Source organism: Butyricicoccus sp. Marseille-Q5471 (genome assembly GCF_951230135.1).
Taxonomy (GTDB): Bacteria; Bacillota; Clostridia; order Oscillospirales; family Butyricicoccaceae; genus Agathobaculum.
The window spans coordinates 91,874-113,715 of record NZ_CATNVC010000007.1; the positions used below are offsets into that span (position 1 = coordinate 91,874).

The 21,842-nt window shown below is 47.3% G+C and carries 24 protein-coding genes and 1 pseudogene; 12 read left to right on the forward strand and 13 right to left on the reverse strand.

Annotation, left to right across the window (positions count from 1 at the left end; all coding sequences use genetic code 11):
- Positions 1–57 precede the first annotated feature (57 nt).
- Positions 58–489, forward strand: a complete 432-nt coding sequence (locus tag QOX26_RS09395) for a hypothetical protein (protein ID WP_283674715.1) — start codon at positions 58–60, stop codon at positions 487–489.
- Positions 490–836: 347 nt separating this feature from the next.
- On the opposite strand, the gene QOX26_RS09400 is transcribed toward QOX26_RS09395, so the two are convergent.
- From QOX26_RS09400 to QOX26_RS09410, 3 genes are read right to left on the reverse strand one after another with little or no spacing between them, the layout of a single operon-like run.
- On the reverse strand, positions 837–1,067 hold the full coding sequence (locus QOX26_RS09400) for a hypothetical protein (RefSeq protein ID WP_283674716.1): 231 nt from the start codon (positions 1,065–1,067) through the stop codon (positions 837–839).
- Between the two features lie 8 nt (positions 1,068–1,075).
- Positions 1,076–1,642 (reverse strand): hypothetical protein, encoded by a 567-nt coding sequence (locus QOX26_RS09405; RefSeq protein WP_283674717.1) that lies wholly within the window; start codon positions 1,640–1,642, stop codon positions 1,076–1,078.
- A 37-nt stretch (positions 1,643–1,679) separates the two neighbouring features.
- Positions 1,680–1,886: an RNA-binding domain-containing protein gene (locus QOX26_RS09410; protein ID WP_283674718.1), complete on the reverse strand. Its 207-nt coding sequence runs from the start codon at positions 1,884–1,886 to the stop codon at positions 1,680–1,682.
- 249 nt (positions 1,887–2,135) lie between these two features.
- On the opposite strand from QOX26_RS09410, the gene QOX26_RS09415 reads away from it, so the two are divergent.
- The 4 genes from QOX26_RS09415 (at position 2,136) to QOX26_RS09430 (ending at position 5,341) form a co-directional block, all read left to right on the forward strand.
- The gene (locus QOX26_RS09415) at positions 2,136–3,371 is read left to right on the forward strand and encodes a RecQ family ATP-dependent DNA helicase (protein ID WP_283674719.1); all 1,236 of its coding nucleotides are present in this window, start codon (positions 2,136–2,138) and stop codon (positions 3,369–3,371) included.
- Positions 3,368–4,432, forward strand: a complete 1,065-nt coding sequence (locus QOX26_RS09420) for a hypothetical protein (protein ID WP_283674720.1) — start codon at positions 3,368–3,370, stop codon at positions 4,430–4,432. Before QOX26_RS09415 ends, QOX26_RS09420 begins: the two co-directional genes overlap by 4 nt.
- Positions 4,433–4,922: 490 nt before the next feature.
- Positions 4,923–5,174 (forward strand): hypothetical protein, encoded by a 252-nt coding sequence (locus QOX26_RS09425; RefSeq protein WP_283674721.1) that lies wholly within the window; start codon positions 4,923–4,925, stop codon positions 5,172–5,174.
- Positions 5,171–5,341 carry a helix-turn-helix domain-containing protein gene (locus QOX26_RS09430; protein WP_283674722.1) on the forward strand — a complete coding sequence of 57 codons (171 nt, stop codon included), beginning with the start codon at positions 5,171–5,173 and terminating at the stop codon, positions 5,339–5,341. Before QOX26_RS09425 ends, QOX26_RS09430 begins: the two co-directional genes overlap by 4 nt.
- A gap of 87 nt (positions 5,342–5,428) precedes the next feature.
- On the opposite strand, the pseudogene QOX26_RS09435 reads toward QOX26_RS09430, so the two are convergent.
- Positions 5,429–5,641, reverse strand: a pseudogene (locus tag QOX26_RS09435) (IS3 family transposase); the annotation flags it as partial.
- 70 nt (positions 5,642–5,711) lie between these two features.
- Here QOX26_RS09435 and QOX26_RS09440 point away from each other — a divergent pair.
- Complete coding sequence (locus QOX26_RS09440) at positions 5,712–6,746, forward strand: IS256 family transposase (protein ID WP_283674723.1); 1,035 nt, start codon at positions 5,712–5,714, stop codon at positions 6,744–6,746.
- 241 nt (positions 6,747–6,987) lie between these two features.
- Here QOX26_RS09440 and QOX26_RS09445 read toward each other — a convergent pair whose 3' ends face one another.
- From QOX26_RS09445 to QOX26_RS09475, 7 genes are all read right to left on the reverse strand, one after another.
- The gene (locus tag QOX26_RS09445) at positions 6,988–7,782 is read right to left on the reverse strand and encodes a hypothetical protein (protein WP_283674724.1); all 795 of its coding nucleotides are present in this window, start codon (positions 7,780–7,782) and stop codon (positions 6,988–6,990) included.
- Between the two features lie 27 nt (positions 7,783–7,809).
- Positions 7,810–9,087: an FAD-dependent oxidoreductase gene (locus QOX26_RS09450; RefSeq protein WP_283674725.1), complete on the reverse strand. Its 1,278-nt coding sequence runs from the start codon at positions 9,085–9,087 to the stop codon at positions 7,810–7,812.
- 13 nt (positions 9,088–9,100) lie between these two features.
- Positions 9,101–10,600, reverse strand: a complete 1,500-nt coding sequence (locus QOX26_RS09455; RefSeq protein ID WP_283674726.1) for a tripartite tricarboxylate transporter permease — start codon at positions 10,598–10,600, stop codon at positions 9,101–9,103.
- A 16-nt stretch (positions 10,601–10,616) separates the two neighbouring features.
- Complete coding sequence (locus QOX26_RS09460) at positions 10,617–11,075, reverse strand: tripartite tricarboxylate transporter TctB family protein (RefSeq protein ID WP_283674727.1); 459 nt, start codon at positions 11,073–11,075, stop codon at positions 10,617–10,619.
- Positions 11,076–11,114: 39 nt separating this feature from the next.
- Positions 11,115–12,110 (reverse strand): tripartite tricarboxylate transporter substrate binding protein, encoded by a 996-nt coding sequence (locus tag QOX26_RS09465; RefSeq protein ID WP_283674728.1) that lies wholly within the window; start codon positions 12,108–12,110, stop codon positions 11,115–11,117.
- 242 nt (positions 12,111–12,352) lie between these two features.
- Positions 12,353–13,384: a LacI family DNA-binding transcriptional regulator gene (locus QOX26_RS09470; protein ID WP_283674729.1), complete on the reverse strand. Its 1,032-nt coding sequence runs from the start codon at positions 13,382–13,384 to the stop codon at positions 12,353–12,355.
- A 426-nt stretch (positions 13,385–13,810) separates the two neighbouring features.
- Positions 13,811–13,993: a hypothetical protein gene (locus tag QOX26_RS09475; protein ID WP_283674730.1), complete on the reverse strand. Its 183-nt coding sequence runs from the start codon at positions 13,991–13,993 to the stop codon at positions 13,811–13,813.
- Positions 13,994–14,026: 33 nt separating this feature from the next.
- On the opposite strand from QOX26_RS09475, the gene QOX26_RS09480 reads away from it, so the two are divergent.
- The 4 genes from QOX26_RS09480 (at position 14,027) to QOX26_RS09495 (ending at position 17,855) form a co-directional block, all read left to right on the forward strand.
- On the forward strand, positions 14,027–14,995 hold the full coding sequence (locus QOX26_RS09480; protein ID WP_283674731.1) for a substrate-binding domain-containing protein: 969 nt from the start codon (positions 14,027–14,029) through the stop codon (positions 14,993–14,995).
- Positions 14,996–15,503: 508 nt separating this feature from the next.
- Entirely contained in the window at positions 15,504–15,791 is a 288-nt protein-coding gene (locus QOX26_RS09485) for a DUF960 family protein (RefSeq protein ID WP_283674732.1), read from the forward strand.
- Between the two features lie 16 nt (positions 15,792–15,807).
- Entirely contained in the window at positions 15,808–16,914 is a 1,107-nt protein-coding gene (locus tag QOX26_RS09490; protein ID WP_283674733.1) for an amidoligase family protein, read from the forward strand.
- A complete protein-coding gene (locus tag QOX26_RS09495) occupies positions 16,914–17,855 on the forward strand; it encodes a class II glutamine amidotransferase (protein WP_283674734.1) in 942 nt (313 codons plus the stop codon). The genes QOX26_RS09490 and QOX26_RS09495 overlap by 1 nt, the downstream gene beginning before the upstream one ends.
- A gap of 204 nt (positions 17,856–18,059) precedes the next feature.
- Here QOX26_RS09495 and QOX26_RS09500 read toward each other — a convergent pair whose 3' ends face one another.
- Both QOX26_RS09500 and QOX26_RS09505 read right to left on the reverse strand, forming a co-directional pair.
- The gene (locus tag QOX26_RS09500) at positions 18,060–18,584 is read right to left on the reverse strand and encodes a Fic/DOC family protein (protein ID WP_283674735.1); all 525 of its coding nucleotides are present in this window, start codon (positions 18,582–18,584) and stop codon (positions 18,060–18,062) included.
- 82 nt (positions 18,585–18,666) lie between these two features.
- A complete protein-coding gene (locus QOX26_RS09505; RefSeq protein ID WP_283674736.1) occupies positions 18,667–18,843 on the reverse strand; it encodes a hypothetical protein in 177 nt (58 codons plus the stop codon).
- Positions 18,844–18,918: 75 nt separating this feature from the next.
- On the opposite strand from QOX26_RS09505, the gene QOX26_RS09510 reads away from it, so the two are divergent.
- Positions 18,919–19,518, forward strand: coding sequence for a recombinase family protein (locus tag QOX26_RS09510; protein WP_283674737.1), 600 nt, complete (start codon positions 18,919–18,921; stop codon positions 19,516–19,518).
- A gap of 220 nt (positions 19,519–19,738) precedes the next feature.
- Positions 19,739–21,592: a PIN domain-containing protein gene (locus tag QOX26_RS09515; protein WP_283674738.1), complete on the forward strand. Its 1,854-nt coding sequence runs from the start codon at positions 19,739–19,741 to the stop codon at positions 21,590–21,592.
- Positions 21,593–21,842 lie beyond the last annotated feature (250 nt).

Genomic DNA, 21,842 nt, shown 5'->3' on the forward strand with positions numbered 1-21,842 from the left:
CTGCAGAAGAGTACTGCTGAAATGTATCACGCGGTGAGTCAGGCAAATTTCGCGGGGATGGCTTTGACCGATAATATAGCCAATTTGCCATTCATTATTTTTAAAAATGGGTCTGTCGATTTATCGACAGATTCTGCTGTCAGCGATTTATTTTCCTACGCCTCGGAATATACACGTATTTTACAGGAATTCCGCCAAGTGAATGTTTCAGAATTTCCAATTATATTCCGCATTATTCATCGAGATTACTTCAGCCAACTTTCCCAAGATGTGCTTCGCATACTTTGCCGTTGGATATATGATGATGGTGCAAGTTCAATCATCTTATCCAATGTTCCATATTGCATGAGTTCTTCATCCATCGGTCTCCTAACGATTACCGACGCGCTTGCCAAGGAGCTTCACCTGCCGATTTATTGCGAAACCAGAGAGAGAATACAGTTTATCAGATTATCCTCATATATCAGGTCTTGCTTTCATGTGCCTTGATAACCGCTGCAATGCAAAAGAAAGGTCCTGTTGCCGTAATCAGCAACAGGATCTTTGTATAAAACAAATTACGCACGTTAATTTACTTTTACAAAGCAAAAGCCCCGCAGTCTTCCGACTGCGAGGTTTTGATTGGCGGAGAAGGAGGGATTTGAAGACGCAGTATGCTTTTTATATTCTGAAAAGCTTTTGTTTTCTGCGCATTTCCCTTCAAATTATTCTTTTTACGGTCTGTTTTGTGCGTCTTATTGCACGGTTTTTAAATCGCTCCGGGGTATCTTTTGGGGTAGAATCTCCACCTCGAAAATCGTTCAAACCACTGTTTCACACGCGGCTTTGGCGCAGCGTCATGCAGAATGTTCGAAGAATCCACAGACAGAGTCTCTCGCCCGGCCTTCTCTGACCGCTTTTTTATGCTCAAATGTGACACGAGTGAATTCTTCAATGAAAGCTCGTTCCGTAGGCGTGGCATCTGCCCACGATATCTTGAATTTTCGGCATGCCTGAAAGAAAATCACGTAAAAATCCTCTTGTTCTCCATTGCAGGATAAAACATAATCTTTTGCGCTCGGTTTCATGAATTCATTCACTCCCCTCTCAAATATGTTGAAAATATCACCTGTGCCGCTTTTCCAGACAACAAAAACCGTGGTGCACTATTTTTATCAAAACTAGGCAGTCGGATTGCACCAAAGTCTTTTTCATAATGCTCGGCAAGCGTTGTCGTCTTGGCTTCAAAGGTAATATCACCATCAAAATCATAATCCACAGACAGCTTAATGCCAAAGGCAATCAGTGCTCGCCCAATACCAGTATATTTTCTTCTGTGCTTTTCTACCGTAATCGTAGGATTACTTTCTGGTTGACTTTCCATATAAACAATCCGAACAATAATCGAATTTTCCAGCAGTTGATATGCACCTAGTGCAACCAGTTCGCCAGTTTCTGTTTTCATGGAATAGAGAAGGAAATCCTGATTATTCAAATAATCTTCCGTCCAATCGGTCTTCCATGGCGGAATTACTTCCTGTGTTTTTAGGTCCTCGCTACAAACCGGCTGAATAGTTACTTTTATTTTACAATTATTCTGATCCAGAATGTATGGAGAAAAATACACAGAATCGCCTCCCTTTCTTTTATTGTATCCAATCATGAGCCCAATTTCAAGGTTGCATGTCATGAATCATTTGTTAATTTTCAACTTTATCTCTATCCTTTCTTTCATCCAGTCCAAACAGCAGGATACCGCCGCTGTTCTGGTTGGAAAAGCTGGAGAGCGTATCCCGCAGCTTGGTTGGGCAGCCGTCATGAGCGGCTTTTACTTCGGTTGTCTGAGATTCAGCCTGCTGAGCCTGCACGGTTTTTGCAAGTGCAATGAGTTCCTCAGTTTTCAACATTGCATGTGGATTTTATAAAATTATCAAAATGAATTGCGGGATATTCTCCTAATACGTATCACTTTTTTACACTTTCCAAGGCACAAATCCCTCAAATTCCGACCTGAACTTCTTATAGAAGCACTTTACAGAGAAATCTGCATTTGTGAATTCAATTGAGTGAAACGATTCGAAAAGTTCACCAAACAGCATTATCTTTTGACATTTCACCAACATAGAAATAATGAATTTTCAGGAGGAATTTGTCCTATGGACGTTAAAAGAATTATCAAAACAGCTCTTCAAAAGCTCCAGATTGAAAAGCTTCGGAAACATCAACAAGCTCCCATTAACTCTATTCTGGATGGTAAGGATACCTTTGTCATTTCACCAACGGGTTCGGGTAAATCCGCAATCTATCAGATTCCGGCTGTTCTTCATCCGGACAAACCAACGCTTGTCATTGAACCAACAATCTCGCTGATGCACGATCAGGTTCAGAAACTCAAATCACTCGGCATTACAGCAGAATATCTGGATTCCACGCAGACCAAGAAAGAACGTCAGAGTATCCTTGATCAGTTCCAAGACGGAAAGGTGAATATCCTTTATCTCACTCCGGAGCGATTGGTTTCGGAGTCTTTTTTATGTGCTTTGCAGGAAATCTGCTTATTTATGGTGGTCGTTGATGAATCCCATTGCGTGATGGATTGGGGCTATACATTCCGGGATGCGTATCTTCATATCGGTGACTTTGTGGATTCTCTGGAGTATCATCCTGTGATTGCAGCATTTACCGCGACGGCTTCTCCGAAAGATGCAGAGAACATTTGCACTGCCTTACATATGAAACATCCAGCGATTTTCGAGAACAATCTCTATCGCAAGAACCTGACCTATCTGAAAAAGTATGCTGATGATCGTCAGAAAAAACAGCAACTCCTGATGAAATACTTGCGCAAATATCATCGTCATTCATCCGTGATTTATTGCAATACCCGACGGGCTGTGGATGCAGTTTGCGAATTTTTGCAGGAGAAATATCCCGGGGAAGCAGTCAAATGTCATGCGGATCTATCACCGAAGAAACGCGCTGAGCATGAACTGCAATTCTTAACCGGTGAAAAGTCTATCATGGTTGCAACAACTGCTTTCGGCATGGGTGTTGATCTTGGTTCGATTGATCTGGTCATCCATTTCAATATGCCGCTGTCACTAACCGATTATATGCAGCAGACAGGCCGAGCAGGCCGTGACGGACAGAAGGCATATTGCATTCTGTTGTACAGTGATGAGGATTATTACACGAATCAAGTGATTTTATCCGGTATTTTATCGCAAAAAGCTGAAAAAAGAGCTTTAAAACAGCTGGATTTGATGAAGGAGTTCTGCGACGATACTGAACACTGCATGGCGCAACTCCTGTTGGAACATTTCGGCCAGCATCGTGCAGACACTTGCAATCATTGCACCACCTGTCAGAAGAAGCGGAGGGACACAAAATGAAACCGTTGAAAATAGAAACCGGAATCCATACCTATTCAGTTTGTATGACACTGACTGCCAAGCAATACTACAAGATCAAGAGCAAATTGAGCGATTTTCTGCACTTAAACGAGGCGGATTATTGGTCTGGACAGGAGCGTTATCAGATCGATGCCTTTGCGGATAAAGGTGTGAAACTATATTTGTCACATTTCCAGAAGCTGTACTTGATCAAGGTACGGTTAGAGCCTTGCCGCGTACTGGGACATGATAACCCAGCGGCACTGTACCAACCCACCAAAGAATCCTATCGGAAATTGGTGAAAAAGACGGACAAGCTGCTGAAGGAATACAGCATCCCAAAGTCCATTGACGAAATGAAAATCTGCCGCGAGGATATTACCTGTGATTTATATTTCGAGGAATCTGTAATCTTGGACGAATATATTCGAATCTTGCAGAAAATCTTCCTGTTACCCCATTATAAGCGAGTTTACTTCCGCGAAAAGGACAGAAAAGCGAAAAATACGAAAACAGCGAATCGTCATTCATGCCGTCAGCAATGCAAGTCCGCAGCCTTCTTTGCATATAACAAAACCGCTCAATTGCAAATGATCGAGCGGTTTCCAGATTGTCTGAGCGGAAATAACATTTTGCGTCTGGAAGCAGAACTGAAACGCGAAGCACTCAAGAAGCGTGTCGGCAAGCAGACCGACAATTATCATTATCTGAAAGCCGGAGCAAAACAGGCTTGTCAGGTGATTCGCTGGTACTTAAAGCGTCTGTTTCGCCGTGCAGATGGTTCGCATCTTCGCTATCAGGAGGCAGTTCAGCTGATTCAAAAGAAGATTTCCAAGAAAAAGACCCGCGAACGATTGGAGTATCTGCTCCGCAAGGCCAGTGACAGCCAGTCGTTGGATGCCGCTCTGTGCAAGACACAAGACAAATTTAATCTGAGCAACAGCCAAACAAATCATCTGCTGGAGCTATGCCGTAAACTGCATCTATGCCCACTCACTTTGCCGAACGCCAGTAAGATGAGCGAAATCTGTAATCTGTATGCCATAATACGGTCGGTTTAAGGGTTGAATGAATCAAAGTCGGTACACTTCGGGACGTGTTCTGAATACCAATACCGAGGGCTGACGTGAGATGAAGTAAGCAGAGATATACCGCTTGATTTGCTGGGCATGTGCTAATTTCCTAAATTACACAAGAAAGTTAAAATACGAGACCTTCTGAGACGCGCTGTATTGGCTTTTTGGATGGTGCTCTGTATGATTTCCTCCAATGCTTCAAAGGCTCTCTCATAAGCTCTGAAAGCAATTCGGAGGCATACTATATCTGGCTGATTTTGCATCGTTCAAATACCATATGCATCGAATCGGAACATCTGCCGCGGAACCATGCAATAACACCATAAAAGCGGTATCTACGTTGATAAAAGTACTCTTTTTTGACGTGAATTTACTAACATTACAATAGGTTAGCGTGAAATGCAGTGCGCAGAGATTTTAATATCCATTCACTGCAAATCCGTGACCAATTCTATTATAAAAGGAGTGCTTTTTTGTGAAATTTATTGACTACAACAACATGAAGGACTTTTACACAGTCGCTGAGGTCTGCCACCTGTTCGAAATGGACAAGAAGATGCTTAAACAATATGCGGCGAAATACAACATTCAGCCGCAGGAAGATCAGTACGGTAACTGGGGCTTTCGGAAGGTGCTGGTTCGCAAGCTGCACAACTTTATTTACAAAGAGCAGCGAACCGCAGAGCATTCGACCTCTGAGAACAGAAAGCGTGACCCATGGGCATGAACGAGATTCTGACCGTCAAGGAAACCGCGGATTTCCTGCGTACAACCTGCCAGCAGGTTCGAAAAATGATTATGAATGGCGAACTCCCGGCCGTAAAGGTTGGCCGGGAGTGGAGAATACCGCGTGCAGTGATCAAGGAGTTCTTCAATCAGGAACTATGGAAATAGACCAAATTATCCAGAAAAGCATTTTTCTGAGACAACCTGTAATTGTTTTCTAGAAGCCTAAGGTCTGCGGACAAAATCTTGGACGGATTATGCAGCGAAGCCAAGATGATGTCTATACTCAATCGGGCTCAGCCCGCCCAGAGATAGCTTGATACGCTTATGATTATACCAATGGATATAGCGGTCAATCTCCCGGCTGAAATCGGAGACCCCTGCCCAAGAGCGACCATAGAACATTTCGTTTTTGAGCCTTCCAAAGAGACCTTCGCAGGCCACATTATCGGCGGAGCCCCCCTTCTGAGGCTATCCCAAACTTTGTGTAAACCTCCGATGTGGTGTAGAATAGAAGCACCGCATTGGAGGTTTAATTATGGCCAGAAAGAAACGCGCACCAGAAGAAAATGCACGTCGGGAGAAAATCCGGGAGTTGTTGCAGATGGCGAACATTGGCAGCATGGAGGATATCCAGAGTTTATTCAAGGAGACCATTGCCGAGTTTATGGAAAACGGTTTGGAGTCAGAGTTGGATGATGAGCTGGGCTACAGCAAGTATGACTACAAAAACAAAGACACGGACAATAGCCGCAATGGTCACAGCAGCAAGTCCCTGCGGACCAGCTTCGGAGAGGTCGAGGTGTCGGTGCCCCGTGATCGAAAGGGCGAATTTGAACCCAAGCTGCTGAAGAAAAACCAGACCAGCATCAGTCAGGATATTGAGGAAAAGATCCTGTCTATGTATGCGAAGGGCATGACAACCAGCGACATCGAAGCCCATATTCAGGATATCTACGGTGTGGAGGTCTCTGATACGACTGTAAGCCGCATTACGGACAAGATCCTTCCCGTTGCAAAAGAATGGCAGCAGCGGCCTCTGGAGGCTATTTACGCGGTAGTCTTTCTAGATGCGATCCACTACCATGTGCGCAGCGAGGGACAGATCGTAAAGAAGGCTGTCTATATTGCCATTGGCATCAATCTGGACGGCAAGAAGGACGTTCTGGGTATGTGGGTTGGCGAAAATGAGAGCGCCAAATTCTGGGCGACGGTACTCAACGGCTTGAGAAACCGGGGCGTCGAGGACATTTTCATTGCCTGTACGGATAATTTGACCGGATTTTCCGCAGCGATTGAAGCAGTGTTCCCCAAGACGGAGATCCAGAACTGCATCATCCATCAGCTAAGGAATTCCAGCAAATATGTATCCTACAAGGACATAAAAGCGCTCATGGCTGATTTGAAGGCGGTCTACGCCGCAGTGGATGAGGCTGCTGCCCTAGATGCTCTGGATGCTTTCTCCGAGCGTTGGGACAAGAAATACCCCAAAATCTGGACTAGCCGGAGGCAGGACTGGAGCATGATCCACGCCCAACTGGCCGTATTCTTTGCTGATCGCATGCCGGACTGACCGGCAGATTACCGGCATGTCAAGGGTCAAGATGAACGAAGGCTGACGCCTCCGCCCTTGACATGCCCTCAAACAGTTGTTATTTTGTAGACAAGGCGGCAGCAGCTAATGCCGCTCCCGCCCTAAATTATTTTGGCTCTATTTTGCACCACTTCGCGGTGGATACACAGAATTTGGGACAGACCCATGCTGATCGCTGGAGCGGTTTCATACCTGCTGTCTCAGACAGTGTCTTCACGTATTACAGACTCGCAGCAATATTCCAAATAACCTGCAGGGCTTTCTTCACCGCGAGTAATACGTTTCGGACGTCCTCCTCTTTATCGCGATATGCCATGTCGCGACAATCCTTAATCGTTCCGTCGATGGGATCAAATCCCATCGTCCAGATGTCAGTATAAGGACTATCCACTGAAATTGACCTCTCAATGCCAACCTGATGCAGGCTGAAAAACTGATTGGGCGCCAGTGCTTTTACGCGCTCATATACACTATATCCGTTGGCACCGTTCGCTTCAGCAAATGTCAGAAGCAGTGTAGTCAGCGCATATTCCATGACCGCCATTGCGCGTTCATTGCCCGATTCACGCGCTCGCTTGTTCAAAGGCTGGATCAACGTCATATACGGCAGTGCACTGCCCAGCAGAGCACCGTTATTCTCTTTCGCGATAGCTGGCAGATATTCTGCCGCAAATTCCAGAAGGGCATAAACTGCATTCGCTTCAGCTTCCGTGCAGCCGAGCTGTTCAGCCTTTTCCAGCAGAGCTGCCAGCAGAATCACCATGGTTTTTACGCCGTTCTCCGGCAGCGCGGTTGCGGACAGCACCGCAAGCGCTTTCACTGTTTCCGTATCTTCCGTGCAGGCATTTTTGATAACCTCTCCCATGGACATCGTAAGTTGACAGGTGCCTGCGGTATCCCGGTATTGAATCCACTTTCCATTGCCATAAGCACAGGCGGCAATATCTCTCAGCTTGAACAGTCCGCTTTTCAGCGACTGCTCTGCTGTAATCGTGCGGGTCATTCGTTTCAGCATAATATAACTGTATCTCCTTTCCTGAGTTTACGGTTCTACATTCGTTCTGCGCAGTTCATCCTGCACTTCGTGAATATCTAATTCCAGCGGCTTTTTGTTCTGCGCAACACACATCGCGGCAACAATACCCATAGCATGCCCCATATTCATTACAATCGGCATTACGCGATAGCTGGAGTGTGCCTTATGCGTACCCGAAATATTGCGTCCGTTCAGCAGAATACCCTCCACCGTCTTTGGTACAAAGCAGCGCAGTGGGATCGTATACGGCTTCGGCTGCTTGAACGCCTTGTATTCACCATTGGCATCCAGCCCGGCGCCTTCTACATTGTGCAGATCAAAGAAGAAATTCGACTTGGTAACTACCCAGTCTTCAAAGGTACGAGCCTGCGCAATATCCTGCTCATTCAGCTGATAATTCGCCTCAAACCGGCAGGTTTCACGTACACCGATCACATCGGCGCTGTTGATCAGATAACAGCCCTCATATCCCGGCACATGGCGGCGCAGAAATGCAATAATCTCGGGAATCTGCTTCCTGCATACGTATTCAGCACGATTCAGATCTCTTGCATTTGTGCCGTCCACATCGGTCATATTGCTCATGTTGACTGTGACAACGCCGTGGAGCGATGAAGGATACAGCAGGATATGACCTGCCGGAGAGGGTAATTCCTGACGACCGAGTGTTTGCAGATCGCCTTCCGGCAGCTGGACCGTATCCTCAAAGCCCCAGAAGAACATGGCGCGATCCATATCTACGCCGGCAACCTTGAACATGATCGTCATCGGCTGCATACCGCCGTCCGTCGAGCGTCCCTTTTCAAACGGAACGCCCGCACGCGCGGCCACATCGCCGTCGCCGGTCGAATCGATCACCATTTTGCTCAGAATCGCTTCCCGGCCGGATTTGCTCTCTGTGATTACACCCGAAACGCGGTTTCCCTCCATAATGACATCGCTGAAGCCTGTGTACAGCTGTACATTAACGCCGGCCTCCATCAGCATATCCAGCATCAGAATACGCAGTTTTTCCGGATTGATGACCTGCTCCGCTTCACAGTCGCGTGCCTTTGCGCGCAGCTCTTCAAAGCAGCCGCCGTCCTGTCTGCCGGTCCAATGACTCATAATGCCCGTGGTTGCCACACCGCCGACCGCGCCGTATTGCTCGATCAGCATCGTTTTTCGTCCCATGCGTGCTGCGTGCAAGGCGGCGCCGAAACCTGCGGGGCCGCCGCCGACAACAAGGACTTCCGTTTCTGCCGCAACCGGGATCTCCCGGCTCGGCTCGGTATAATACTTCATCTGAAACTCCTTTTTAACTCTGTTTTTTGCTTTTTCTGTCCTTTGCTGCCTTGTAGAAGAACATTCCAATCGAAAGCGCAGCCAACGCAAGGAACAACAGGCTGAATGGCCGTGTTACGAAGATGGACAGAGAATTGCTGGACATTACCATCGAGTTGCGGAAATTCGTTTCCACCAGATCACCAAGAACTACGCCGAGGATGATCGGTACAACACTGAATCCAAGCCTGCGCAGCAGGAACGAAAACGCGCCGATGATGACCGCCAGAAGTACCTGAAAGGTGCTGGCTTCGCTCGAATAGACACCGGTAATGCAGTAAACAATGATGATTGCGCTCATCAGCTCATAAGGAATGCGTGTGATATTGGCATACAGCGGGGTAAACACACGACCGATAATCAGCATCAGGATATTGATAACGACAAGACCAATCATAATGCCGTATAGAATATCGCTGTGCTCCTTGAACATGGAGGGACCGGGCACCATGCCTTGCAGCATAAATGCACCCAGAAGAATTGCCGTGCAACCGTCACCGGGCACACCCAGTGTTGTAAGCGGAATCAATGTAGAACCGGTTGTTGCATTATTGGCTGACTCGGTTGCGGAAACGCCTTCGATCTCGCCGTGACCGAAATTATCACGGTATTTGGAGGTCTTTTTCGCCTGATCGTAGCTGATAAAAGCTGCAATGCCGCCGCCTGTACCCGGGATAGCACCCACAATCGTACCAATCAGCGAAGAGATCGTCATTGTTTTGAGGCAGCGCTTGATCTCTTCCCATGACAGCTTCTCATGGTCCAGCTTCAAATGCTGCTTACGCGTTGCATCTGTACGCGGATTATAATCCGCGCGGCTGAGCAATTCGGCAATTGCGAACAGACCGACCAGCGTAACGATCAGCGGGATACCGCCGCCCAGTCGACGGACACCAAAGGTAAACCGAAGCGTACCGCTGACCGAATCCTGTCCCATCAGTGCAATGAAAATGCCGATCAGACCGCCGAGCAGACCCTTGATGATATTGCCGTTCGAGATGCTTGCAATAATAGACAATCCAAACACTGCGATGCAGAAATACTCCGGAGGGCCAAACATCTGTGTGAAATGTGCAATGCTCGGTGCAGCAAACAGCAATGCCAGCGCACTGAACAGGCCACCGAAAAACGAGGCATACAGCGCCATCGTCAGAGCCTTCAGCGGCTTGCCCTGCTGTGTCAGTGGATAACCATCCAGCACAGTCGCTGCGCTCGAGGGCGTACCCGGTGTATTGATCAAAATTGCAGTAATGGAGCCGCCGTATGTGCCGCCGCAATACAAGCCAAGCAGCAGAAGCATCGCCGGGATCGGTTCCATACTGTATGTAATCGGCAGGCACAGGATGATCGCAATATCCGCAGTCAAACCCGGAATAGCACCGATAATGATACCTGCCAGCAGACCGATGAAAATTGCAATGAAGCTCTCTACCGAGGCCATCAGCGCCAAACCGGTCATCAAGTTGTTTAACATATGCGCTTCCTCCTTCTTATGGCAGAGTCACGCTCATTGCCTGAAATGCAAAGTACGCAACGATTACATTTGCACTGGCAATCGCATAGAACCACCATTTTCTCGTACCGAAATACAGCAGAATGCCATTGGAAAGCAGCAGCGAGGAAATGATGAATCCGATATGCGGAAGCAGCAGCGCGTATGCGATCAGCATGGCAATATAGATTACCGGTTTCAGCCGCAGCAGATTTTCTCTGGTGAAAATGGCTCCTGAAATCGTGTATTCGGTCTTTTCCTTGGACAGGATACCCTGCACCAGCATGATTACGCTGCAAAGTATCATGCCGCGGATCAGAAGCGTCGGAACTGTTGCAGCAGTCACCGTGCTGGTTTCATACGTCCGGATCTGCGATGGTATCAGAATATGCAGGGCAACAGAAACGATCAGGAACAGAACGCCTGTTATCATATTCGAATTTAGCTTTACTTTCAATCTTGTCACCTCTCACACCAGATTAAACAGACCAGCCTGTTACTGGATCAGCTCTACGTATTTGTCCATGCTGTCCATCTGATCCTCGATAAACTGCGTCACTTCGTCACCCTTGGCATCCCACAGCGGATAACCCATCTCGTCCATAAAACCGGTGAACTTGGAATCGGCATATACGTCATCGAGCATTGCATTCAGTTTGTCTACGATCTCCTGCGGAACGTCCGAGCGAACAGCCAGACAGTCCATGCCGGCAAATTCAACATCAACACCCCAGTCCTTGATGGACTTTACTTCACCGTACGGAGTTTGAACCGTTTCCGGATAGAAAGTTGCGACCGCCTGGATCGTACCCTCTTCCTGATGCGAGTAGTATGCCGGAGGCGTACCCAGACCGCAGTCTACCTGACCGGAAACCACTGCATTGATCGATTCTGCCTCGCTGCCCATAACGACCGGCTCCGCTTCGATACCAAGCGACTTGAACATTGCAGAAGAAACAACGTACTGGTCACCGCCCGGGCCGGAAGAAGTTGCATACGTGATCTTATGCGTTTTGCCGTAGTTGATCAGATCATCAAACGTCTTCATGCCGGATTTCTGCGGATTAGTGAAGATCATCAGCGAAACCTGACGCATACCGCGCAGCATAGTGAAATCAGAAAGATCATAGGATACATCGATGTACTTCGGAGTCAACGAAAATAACGGACCGTTGGTGAGGACCATAGTATAACCGTCCGCATCCGCATCCATGGCATCCATCATGCCGATGGTGCCGGAAGCACCTGTATGGTTTTCTACAACGATCGGCTGATCAAAATAATCCTTGGCCACCTCCGAGATCTTGCGGGAGATGACATCGGCACCGCCGCCGACGCCCCACGGACAAATGATTGTTACCGGTCCATTCGGGTAATCAGCCGCACCTGCCGCAGCATCGCCTCCCTTTGCAGTGGCACCGCCGCAGCCCGTCAGACCTGCCAGCAGCAAGGATCCCGCCATCAGCATAGCCATCAATTTTTTTCCTTTCATTTTCTTTTCCTTCTTTCTTTTCATAATTGAAACGCTTTTCCGCGTTTGCATACGTATTCAACTGCAGAGAACATCTACAACAATACCGCACAGTACAAGTTGCAGCGATTTGTGGAAATCTTCCTCTGATTTTGCTGTGGTTTTGCGGTAATACATCAAGTATTACCGTAAAACTACGTCTCATCAGTACGCAAAACCTGCTTGCAAATCGCTTTTGTTCAATTATGAGGTATTGTCCTGAATCATTCTTCTGTACGGGGACAGAATGTGTCTCGGATGATCAATTTGCTGTCCAGTATATACCGGTAGGTATCCGGCAGTTTGTTCGATGCCATTGCCATGACCCATTCTACTGTTAAATTGATAATCTTGTCATAATCTACTGCCACAGTGGTTAAATGCGGCGTAAACCAGCTGCCTATCGGGATATTATCCGAACCAATCAAAGCCACATCATCCGGCACCTGAATGCCCTGCCCGCGCAGTGCTTCCAGCGCGCCTAATGCCATCATATCGTTCTGCGCAAAACACGCTGTACCCGGCTGGAACAGTTCAATATGCTCCAAAACCTGCTGCGTAGCCTGCTTCAGGTTGTAATCTGCATGCAGAATGTGCGTATCTGACAGCTTATGCCCATGCTGATGCAAAACACGTGCAAAAGCTTCATGTTTATGTATAACGTCGATTCGATCCTGCGGTCCGATAATTTCCACAAATCGTGTATAGCCAGCTTCGCAAAACGCCTTGCCGACCAGACCGCCAATCTGTGAATGGCTCGGTGCGATCATATACGACTCATCCAGTGATTCATTCGTATCGTAAATATAGATAAATGGAATTTTTGTTTCATACAGTAGGCTTTTGACTCGCTCATCCACCTGCGGTCGGTTAAAGATCAGGGCATCAAACCGTCGATTGCTGATACTCTTTTCGATGGAAAAAAACTCACCGTATTTCCCCTCATCAAATACCGGCACCAGATCCAGCCCTTCCTTTACAAGCTGCATACGTATGCGATAGTAAATGTCACTTTGAATATAATGGTTTGCAAAGCCGGTAAAATCCTCTGAGAATACATATCCGATCACACCGGTACGGTTGGTTTTTAACCCCCGTGCGTTAGTGTTAAACTGAAAGGAGTATTCTTCCGCCAGCTTTTTAACTCTTGCCTTGGTTTCTTCTGAAACCAGCGGACTGTCATTCAGGCAACGGGAAACCGTTGATTGCGACACACCAGCTAATTTGGCAAGTTCGACGGAAGTAATCGTTTTCAACTGTTTTCACCTCTTTGCATACGTATGAATTGCTTGTCTTATATATAGCATATTTGCAAAATAAACACAATAGAAAAGCGAACATTTGCAATTATTTCGTTAGTATTATCCAAATTCTCATAGCTGTTTTTAGTACTCTTGCTCTTACTGAAACCCGATCGGACCCTGTTCGAGCTTCAGAAGCACTTTTCCCTTACGGCAGCAAAAATCAACTTATCTCCACACCTGCCGCCGCCCAATAAACCCGAAGCACAGACTGCTTTTTCAGTCTGTGCTCCGGGTTTTGTTTATTGAGAAGAAAAGGTGTGGTATGGTCTGACAAGCAACGGATTTGATGGTGCAAATCCGGCTTGACGTGTGGAATCCCCGTGCCCCCCGTTTTTTCAGCCGCACGGCAGTTTTACAAGAGGGACGGAAGCGGGATGCTTATTCCATCCATGGGTCGATGACGACCTTCATGCTTTCGCGGGTCATGCTGGCCTTCACGGCCTCCTCTGCCTGCGCCAGCGGGAAGTGATGGCTGAACAGACGCTCCCACGGGAAGGTATCCTTGTGGCGCAGCATCATTTCCATCACGGTTTTGTATTTATTGTGCGTGTGATTCGTCATGCCGACAATACGCAGGTTGCGCGAACAGATCTCGTGTACGTTGATGCTGGCCTCGCCGCAGTCCACGAAGTTACCCGGCTCGAGATACATGCCGGCCTTGCGGAGATACTTGAGACCCTCCGGGAATACCTCGGGACGGCCGACGCCTCCAAAAAACCGTATAAACTGGGTGTTTTGCTGCCGAACTGGCGCGGATACTTCAAAAAAGAGGTGCTGCGCGGCATCGAAGATGCCGGGACTCTGCTGCGCGACTATTCGATTGAGGTGATCGTGCAGACCTGCGAAACTGACCTGCCTGATGAGGCGGTTGAGCGCATTGACGAACTGGTTGCCCAGCACGTGGACGGCATCGCGCTCTGCGCTAAGGATCACTCCTCGATTGCGGAGAAAGTGAATGTGCTGCATGCACAGGGCATCCCGGTCGTGACCTTCAACTCCGATTTGTCCGGCTGTGAGCGGCTGTGCTTTGTTGGGCAGGATCTGATCCGCGGCGGCCGCGTCGCCGGCGAGCTGATGGCAAAATACCTGTCTCCGGACGATATTCTGCTCATCGCCATCGGCAACCCGGAATTCAACGCCCACCGTCTGCGCTTACAAGGCTTCTGTGAGCGCATATATGAGCGCGGCTTCACCGGCCGCAACCTCGAAATCATCGAAACCTACAACGATTATTCGTTGACCTATCAGAAGGTGCGGGACGCACTCGAACGCCATCCCGATATCCGCGGTATCTATATGGCCAACCACAGTGTCAGCGGCTGCGCGGAAGCGCTGCGGGATATCGGCCGCCGCTGCAAGGTGCACGTCATCAGCCACGACCTGACCGACGCGACCAAGCGCCTGCTTAAGACCGGCGAAATCGATTTTGCCATCGCACAAAACATCTACCAGCAGGGCTACCGGCCGTTGATTCTGCTCCGCGAGTATCTGCAAAAACACATCTGTCCGGAAATGGAAACCGCACCGATTGAAATTCTCTGCTCGGAGAACATCGGCGGATAACGTATCTGCGCATCTTGCTGTGTGTGTAAAAACAAACAACTTGGCTACACATATGCAATTGAGTAGGCTTACAAGAATGATCTCCTTGGGAAATAATGAATCCGAGGCAATGGTTACGAAGTGTCTGAAATCGATAAATACCGGTATGGGTTATGTGAAATAGGAACGTTGCCTAGAACCGACCGATCTGGGCTGCGGAACGAAAAGCGGCGCTCGGTTTTTATTCCCTTTATGTAGACAGTAGAAGCTGAGCGGAAACGACTGCAATATGTTCGTTTATGCAGTACAGGAGATCGAAGTGCTTGCACCGAACGCGATGGGTCTGCCACGATTGTGCAACTTGTTTGCGCTAGGGATATCAGGGGGCTTATGGCTACGTTTGCAGGGCTTGTATGCGAAAAATATGTAGTAAGGGCCGAAATCTGAGGAAAACCGAATATATATTATAACTATGAACCCGAGGGATTCGTCCCTCGGGTTCTATTTTTATTTGTCGGAGGTTTTCGCAATGAAATCAGAAAAACGTTACATCACGCGCGGGATTCAGTCAACGCTACCGGGCTGGCTGGTCAATCTGCTGTGGTTCTTGCGGGACGGCATGGAGATGGAGAAGCAGGATTACTTGCAAATCTTTCGCCTGAGCCGGACGGACAAGGGGCAGCACATTGAGCACGAACAGGAGCAGCCGCCATATCAGCGTATGCTGGATGTTCCCTGCGAGGACGCGGTCAATGCCAAGGTCTACATCATCGACGACGAAACGCACGTTACTATGCTGCTGGCAGATGAGTATTGATGAGGAGGAGAAGAAAATGAAAGAAAAATTTACATGCATCCATTGTGGCCGCGAATTTCCGGTGGAGGATGCTGTTTACTGCGGCGATGACCTGATGTGCCCAAGCTGTGCGGACGAGCTTACCGTTACCTGCCGCAACTGCGGCGAGCGGGTCTATCTCGATGATTCCTATGGTGAGGATGGTATGCGCATCTGTCCGTCATGCTTCGAGAATTATTTCGTTACCTGCGACCGCTGCGGCAGATTGGTACGGGAAGAATATGCCTGCTATGCGGACGATGACGAGGACGAATGCTACCCGCTCTGTGATGTCTGTGCCCACATCCGGAATCAAAATGCCCTACACCGTTACGACTACAAGCCCGAGCCAATCTTTTATGGCAGTGGTCTGCGGCATTTCGGGGTGGAACTGGAGATTGATGATGCCGGGCAATCGTCCAAGAATGCCAAGCAGATCATGGCGGTCGCAAACCAAGAACATGAGCACCTGTATGTCAAGACGGACGGTTCGCTCGATAACGGCCTTGAACTTGTGACCCACCCGATGACGTTGGAGTATCAAATGAATGATATGCCGTGGGCAGAAGTGCTGAGTGAAGCCCGCTCGCTTGGATACCTTAGCCATAAAGCCTGCACCTGCGGCCTTCACGTACATATTTCGCGGAAGGCGTTCGGCATCACAGACGAAGAGCAAGAAGCTGCTATTGCCCGGCTGGTGTACTTTGTGGAACACTTCTGGACGGAGATTCTGCGGTTCAGTCGCCGCACCCAAGGGCAGGCCGACCGTTGGGCGGCACGTTATGGTGCGAAATTAACTCCTTCGGATACTAAGAAACACCTGAAGGGTATGCACGCCGGTCGGTATATGGCGGTCAATCTGACAAACTACCATACCGTGGAGATCCGCATTTTCCGTGGCACGCTCAAGCTGAATACCTTGCTGGCGACCCTGCAATTCGTAAACCATCTGTGTGATGTTGCGGTGTACCTGAGCGACAGCGAGTTGGAGGAGCTATCATGGCATGACTTTTTGAATATGGTGCATGAACCGGAGCTGATTCAGTACCTGAAAGAGCGGAATCTCTACAAAAACGACCCGATTTCGGCAGAGGAGGATGTCTAATGTGCAGTTTATTTGGACTCATCGACTACAAGGGCGTGCTGAACAGCCGCGCCAAGAACCACATCTTAAACACACTTGCCCGGATTTGCGAAGCCCGTGGCACCGACGCAACCGGCATTGCATACCACTCAGGCGGTAAGCTCTGCATTTACAAGCGCCCGCTTCCCGCGCACCGCGTCAAGTTCCGGGTACCGCCAGACGTCAAGGTTGTGATGGGCCACACCCGTATGACCACTCAGGGAAATGCCAAATTCACCCAGAATAATCACCCGTTTCGCGGTCAGCTTGAGCATGCTCAGTTCGCGCTGGCACATAACGGCGTGCTCTGGAACGACCGCACCTTGCGCATCACCGAGAACCTGCCCCAAACCAGCATTGAGACCGACAGCTATATTGCCGTCCAATTGCTTGAAAAATACAAAGCCCTCGACTTCCAAAGCCTGAAAGGCATGGCAGAGAAGGTCGAGGGTTCTTTTGTGTTTACGGTGCTCGACAGCGAGGACACCGTCTGGCTGGTTAAGGGCAACAACCCGCTCGCAATCTTCTGCTATGATGGCTTCCTGCTGTATGCTTCGACCGAGGCGCTGCTGATGCAAGCCGAATACCGCTTGCGCCTGTACCACATCAGCAAAATCGGAGCGGAGGAAGGTGAGATATTGCGGATTGACCGAAAAGGTGAAGTGACGCGCGGCAGCTTCATCCCCCAAAACAGCTACCGTCACTTTTGGCGGCAGTACCCATATGGTATGCCGCTGTGGGACGAGCCGGAGCTTACCGGGCAGGATGATTTGCTGGACGCGGCCAAGGCAATAGGGGTGAGCGAAGCCGATGTACAGATTCTGCTCGATTACGGCTGCGAGCCGGAGGAAATCGAGGAGCTGTTATACGAACCCGAGCTGCTGCGCGACATCCTCGGAACGCTGCGGTACAGCTATATATAAAGGAAGGGGGTGAACCGCATGAACGTAGGCACGATCATCATGGCCGCCGGCATGATCATCAGCGAGCTGCTGGATGATGACGAGGACGGTTAGTCCACAAAGGTGTACCTTTTCGAACGGGGTAAAATCTCAGCAAAACCGTGTCTGAAAAGGTCCAAACAGAGTAAACGGAAATGTCCGAAAAGGCAACCACCTTTTCGGACATTAATCTTTGGTTAAACACTTTTTTAAGACAGGAATCAATGCACGATAATCATCGACCGACTCAATAGATGCAGATAAAATCGATTCCTTGTCAGCAAGGCCCCAGTTGATGTCATAGCTATTTTTAAGCGCGAGTTCACGAATGAATTCTCGAACGGCACGACCATTTCCCTCTCGAAAAGGATGAATGATATTAAGCTCGGCCATGACAAAGGCTAGCTGGTCTAGCAGTTGTGGGAAAGGATATCCAATAAAAAAGTGATTGGTCTTAATCGTTGCACATAGCTTATCGAGCTCGCGTTCGATTAAATTGGGTGGATAGAACCATGTAGTAGCTTTGCCAATCTGTTCTCTCCGAAAATAGCCGGCAAATGAATATATATCTTCGAACAAGAAGCGATGGATGCGGCAAAGGTGTGTTTTGCTAAAATGTCCCCGGATTGGGTAACGCAGCAATTCATATTGCTTTATCGCTGTGATTTCCTCTTCAGCTGCTTTCAGGGCAGTGTTGTCACGAATATTCAACCGATTACACAATACCGCTGTCCCGCGATAGCAATACGGCGATTCAGCTGTTGAATAAAGTTCATATTTGGAGAACATCACACTACTGCTTTCTCATGTGTCGCTGTTTAGCGGCAGCCACAAGCTGTTGGCAGTTGGCTTTGCCGGACTCCAATTGCTTCAATGCAGAATGCGTGGAAGGCGTAATCGTCATATTCTCAGCGGCAAATGTCCCTTCAAGACACTGTAGACGCTGTTCAAATGCTGATTTGGTCTTCATGAGAAATTCCCCCTTTTAATAATTTCATATTACCATATGAATCGTTTGTTTTCAATCTAAAAAGGAGATATAGATATGCCTCTCAAAACCTTTTACTATGCTCGCGTATCTAGCCGTGAGCAAAACCTTGATCGTCAACTGGAAGCATTTCGTCAGTTGGGTGCCAACGAGCGAGAAATTATCACCGATAAAGAATCCGGCAAGGATTTAAATCGACCGGGATATCAGGCACTTAAATCAGCAATGCTTCGTCCGGGTGATGTATTGGTGGTCAAGTCACTCGACCGCCTCAGCCGCAGCAAGGCTGATATCAAGAATGAGCTGCAGTGGTTCAGGGATAATGGTATCCGCCTGCGCGTCATCGATCTGCCCACCACAATGATGGAGTTGCCCGATGGTCAAGCGTGGGTGTTTGACATGGTCAACAACATTCTCATTGAGGTGTTGGGAACGATTGCTGAACAGGAGCGCGTTACCATTCGCCAGCGTCAGCGCGAGGGCATCAACGCGGCGAAGGCCAAAGGCAAACACCTTGGGCGACCATCTATCTCCAAACCAGACAACTGGGATGAAATTATCATGGGGTGGAAAAGCGGTGAGTTCACCGCTAGAGATGCTATGATGAAGCTTGGGATGAAAAAATCTACATTTTATCAAATAGTTCAGCAAGGATGAGTCTCAACCGGTAAATCAAAATTGAAATCTTAAATGGATTTCAATTTTTTATATCCGCACTTTAAGTTTTTCAAACAGGTAGACTCATATTTCCATTAATGTTATAATATTGACAATATGAGATAAAATTTGAGAATCTGATATGCCTAAAATAGCAATAATAGGAAACTGAAAGCCCATTGATAAAATATCAAAGCGAAATTGAAAGGAATGATTGAATGTGTTCAAATATCCTTTGGCAGTAACGATTGATACAAACATATTTGATGCAGCAAAATTTGACTTAGGTGATGCCAGCACCCTCAGAATACTCGGAAACTATGTTAAAAGTGGAAAAATCAAGGTTGTCCTAAGCGATATAGTCGTAAGAGAATCAAAAAAGCACATTGCAGATCAGGTTAATAAGGTATGCGGAATTGTGCGTACTGCACGAACCGATGCTTTGAATATATCTACCGAACATCTCATAGGCACTATTGGCCTAAACGAGATATTAAGAATTGTAAAAAACAAAAATGAGCTTATATCAAAAGGCGAGGAAATGTTTGATGATTTTCTCCGAACAATCAATGCTGAGATTCTTGGTGCAGATTTGATAGAGGTGTATTCGATACTAAGTGATTATTTTGAAACAAGACCTCCTTTTGAAGAAGGTGAAAAGAAAAAAAGTGAGTTTCCAGACGCATTTATTGTTCAGCAGATTAGAAAACGATTTGGTGAAACGGAAAAAGTTGTAATTGTTAGCAATGATAAAGGTTTTGTAAGGGCTTGCCAAGAAAGTGAAAATCATCTTTTCTTCAACTCCTTAGGCGCTTTATATAATGCAATAAGTAAAGAAGATGCTTCTTACGATGAAACAATAGCCGTCATCAAGGAACTGCAATTACGCATCAGCGCTTCTGTGAAAAAGTATATCGAAGACAACGAAAACATAGATTTGCATGGTCTTTCATACGACAAAGACGGGATAGAATCTGGGTACGATTACAATGAATTTTATCTGCATAGCATTTCAGAAGTGACATTTTCTGTCCATTCTGTAGATGAAATTTCCGAAAAGACTTCAATCGTTACTCTCTCGTGCAAGGCAGGTATTTCCGCTGATTGCTATTATGAGGATTATGCCAATGCCCCTTGGGATCCTGAAGAAAAAGAATATGTATTTGTTGATATGATAAAAATGCGCGAGGAACATAAAGCACGATTTGGGTGCAGAATCGAGATTGATCGAGAAGCAAAGACATTCAAAGTGTTCCCGTTTACAGTTGTTTTGGGTGGCGATTCAAGAAGCAACAGGTATGAGGTTGAAGAACACCCCTCCGAAGATGATGATGAAGAAATTCGGGATATGGATAGAGAAGCACTTGGATTCCAGCCACTCGGAAGCTATGAATCATACTTGGAGGACAATCTACCCGATTCACCCTTTTATGCAGAAATAATTGCAAAGTTTGATGTGATAAATAGTTTATATAGAAAGTATGACGATTGCTGCATTAGCTTTGATGAATTGCTATCTGAACTCAACGCTGATGCCTCCAAAGAAGCCATCAGGTTGATATATAGAAAACTGCTTGAAGTATCAGATATACCACGAATTGCCTATGTAGAAAATATCACAGATTCCGAGGTTGAAAAAATTCAAGCATGGGCAAGCGCTCAATATGAAAGGGTATCTGAGATCGCGGATACAAATACGCTGCCAGATGCAATTACTTTCGGAGAAACGATTATAATTAGAGGAGTAGACGGCAGCAACGCAGCGTTGTCCATAGGCGATAATCAAATAAACCCTGATGAGGGAAGCGAAGAAATTATTGATATTTGTTTTTCTATCGGAGATGAAAATACAGCCAGCGGATATATAAAACTGACCGTCGGCTACTTGAATTTTGATGAAGATGGCGGAGCTGCTGATGGTATAAGTGATGAAATCGAATATGAGTATGATGACCTATTAAAAGAACTGGATCGATTCATTCATGCGCAGAGTTGTATTGTTGAAAAAGACAACAAAATTGCCGAAATTATCAGCGAAGCTATAAACTTGGGCATTGACAACAAAGAAAACTAATTGCAAAGGACGCGGCAGCCGGAATGCCGCGTCTTGCTGTGCCGTTCGCCCAGCGTTTAGATACGCCATATCCACCCATTTCGTCAGATGCTGTTCTCATGCGGTTTCTCGGTATCATTGTTCACTGGATGACGGATCTACCTTATTGAATCGTGGGACGTGGCTAAAAATAAGCAATCAATTTGACTTTTCCATATGCTATTCCATTGTGGTTTGGTGTGGAATGGAAGAAATCTAGTGAACCAGTTGA

What these genes read in the sequence shown, in the direction of transcription:
- QOX26_RS09510 (WP_283674737.1), top strand. Translation starts at nt 18,919, where the DNA reads ATGCCTCTCAAAACCTTTTACTATGCTCGCGTATCTAGCCGTGAGCAA.
- QOX26_RS09475 (WP_283674730.1), bottom strand. Translation starts at nt 13,993, where the DNA reads ATGACGAATCACACGCACAATAAATACAAAACCGTGATGGAAATGATG.
- QOX26_RS09455 (WP_283674726.1), bottom strand. Translation starts at nt 10,600, where the DNA reads ATGTTAAACAACTTGATGACCGGTTTGGCGCTGATGGCCTCGGTAGAG.
- QOX26_RS09490 (WP_283674733.1), top strand. Translation starts at nt 15,808, where the DNA reads ATGAAAGAAAAATTTACATGCATCCATTGTGGCCGCGAATTTCCGGTG.
- QOX26_RS09420 (WP_283674720.1), top strand. Translation starts at nt 3,368, where the DNA reads ATGAAACCGTTGAAAATAGAAACCGGAATCCATACCTATTCAGTTTGT.
- QOX26_RS09430 (WP_283674722.1), top strand. Translation starts at nt 5,171, where the DNA reads ATGAACGAGATTCTGACCGTCAAGGAAACCGCGGATTTCCTGCGTACA.
- QOX26_RS09465 (WP_283674728.1), bottom strand. Translation starts at nt 12,110, where the DNA reads ATGAAAGGAAAAAAATTGATGGCTATGCTGATGGCGGGATCCTTGCTG.
- QOX26_RS09415 (WP_283674719.1), top strand. Translation starts at nt 2,136, where the DNA reads ATGGACGTTAAAAGAATTATCAAAACAGCTCTTCAAAAGCTCCAGATT.
- QOX26_RS09400 (WP_283674716.1), bottom strand. Translation starts at nt 1,067, where the DNA reads ATGAAACCGAGCGCAAAAGATTATGTTTTATCCTGCAATGGAGAACAA.
- QOX26_RS09505 (WP_283674736.1), bottom strand. Translation starts at nt 18,843, where the DNA reads ATGAAGACCAAATCAGCATTTGAACAGCGTCTACAGTGTCTTGAAGGG.
- QOX26_RS09395 (WP_283674715.1), top strand. Translation starts at nt 58, where the DNA reads ATGGCTTTGACCGATAATATAGCCAATTTGCCATTCATTATTTTTAAA.
- QOX26_RS09405 (WP_283674717.1), bottom strand. Translation starts at nt 1,642, where the DNA reads ATGATTGGATACAATAAAAGAAAGGGAGGCGATTCTGTGTATTTTTCT.
- QOX26_RS09495 (WP_283674734.1), top strand. Translation starts at nt 16,914, where the DNA reads ATGTGCAGTTTATTTGGACTCATCGACTACAAGGGCGTGCTGAACAGC.
- QOX26_RS09440 (WP_283674723.1), top strand. Translation starts at nt 5,712, where the DNA reads ATGGCCAGAAAGAAACGCGCACCAGAAGAAAATGCACGTCGGGAGAAA.
- QOX26_RS09485 (WP_283674732.1), top strand. Translation starts at nt 15,504, where the DNA reads ATGAAATCAGAAAAACGTTACATCACGCGCGGGATTCAGTCAACGCTA.
- QOX26_RS09445 (WP_283674724.1), bottom strand. Translation starts at nt 7,782, where the DNA reads ATGCTGAAACGAATGACCCGCACGATTACAGCAGAGCAGTCGCTGAAA.
- QOX26_RS09410 (WP_283674718.1), bottom strand. Translation starts at nt 1,886, where the DNA reads ATGTTGAAAACTGAGGAACTCATTGCACTTGCAAAAACCGTGCAGGCT.
- QOX26_RS09450 (WP_283674725.1), bottom strand. Translation starts at nt 9,087, where the DNA reads ATGAAGTATTATACCGAGCCGAGCCGGGAGATCCCGGTTGCGGCAGAA.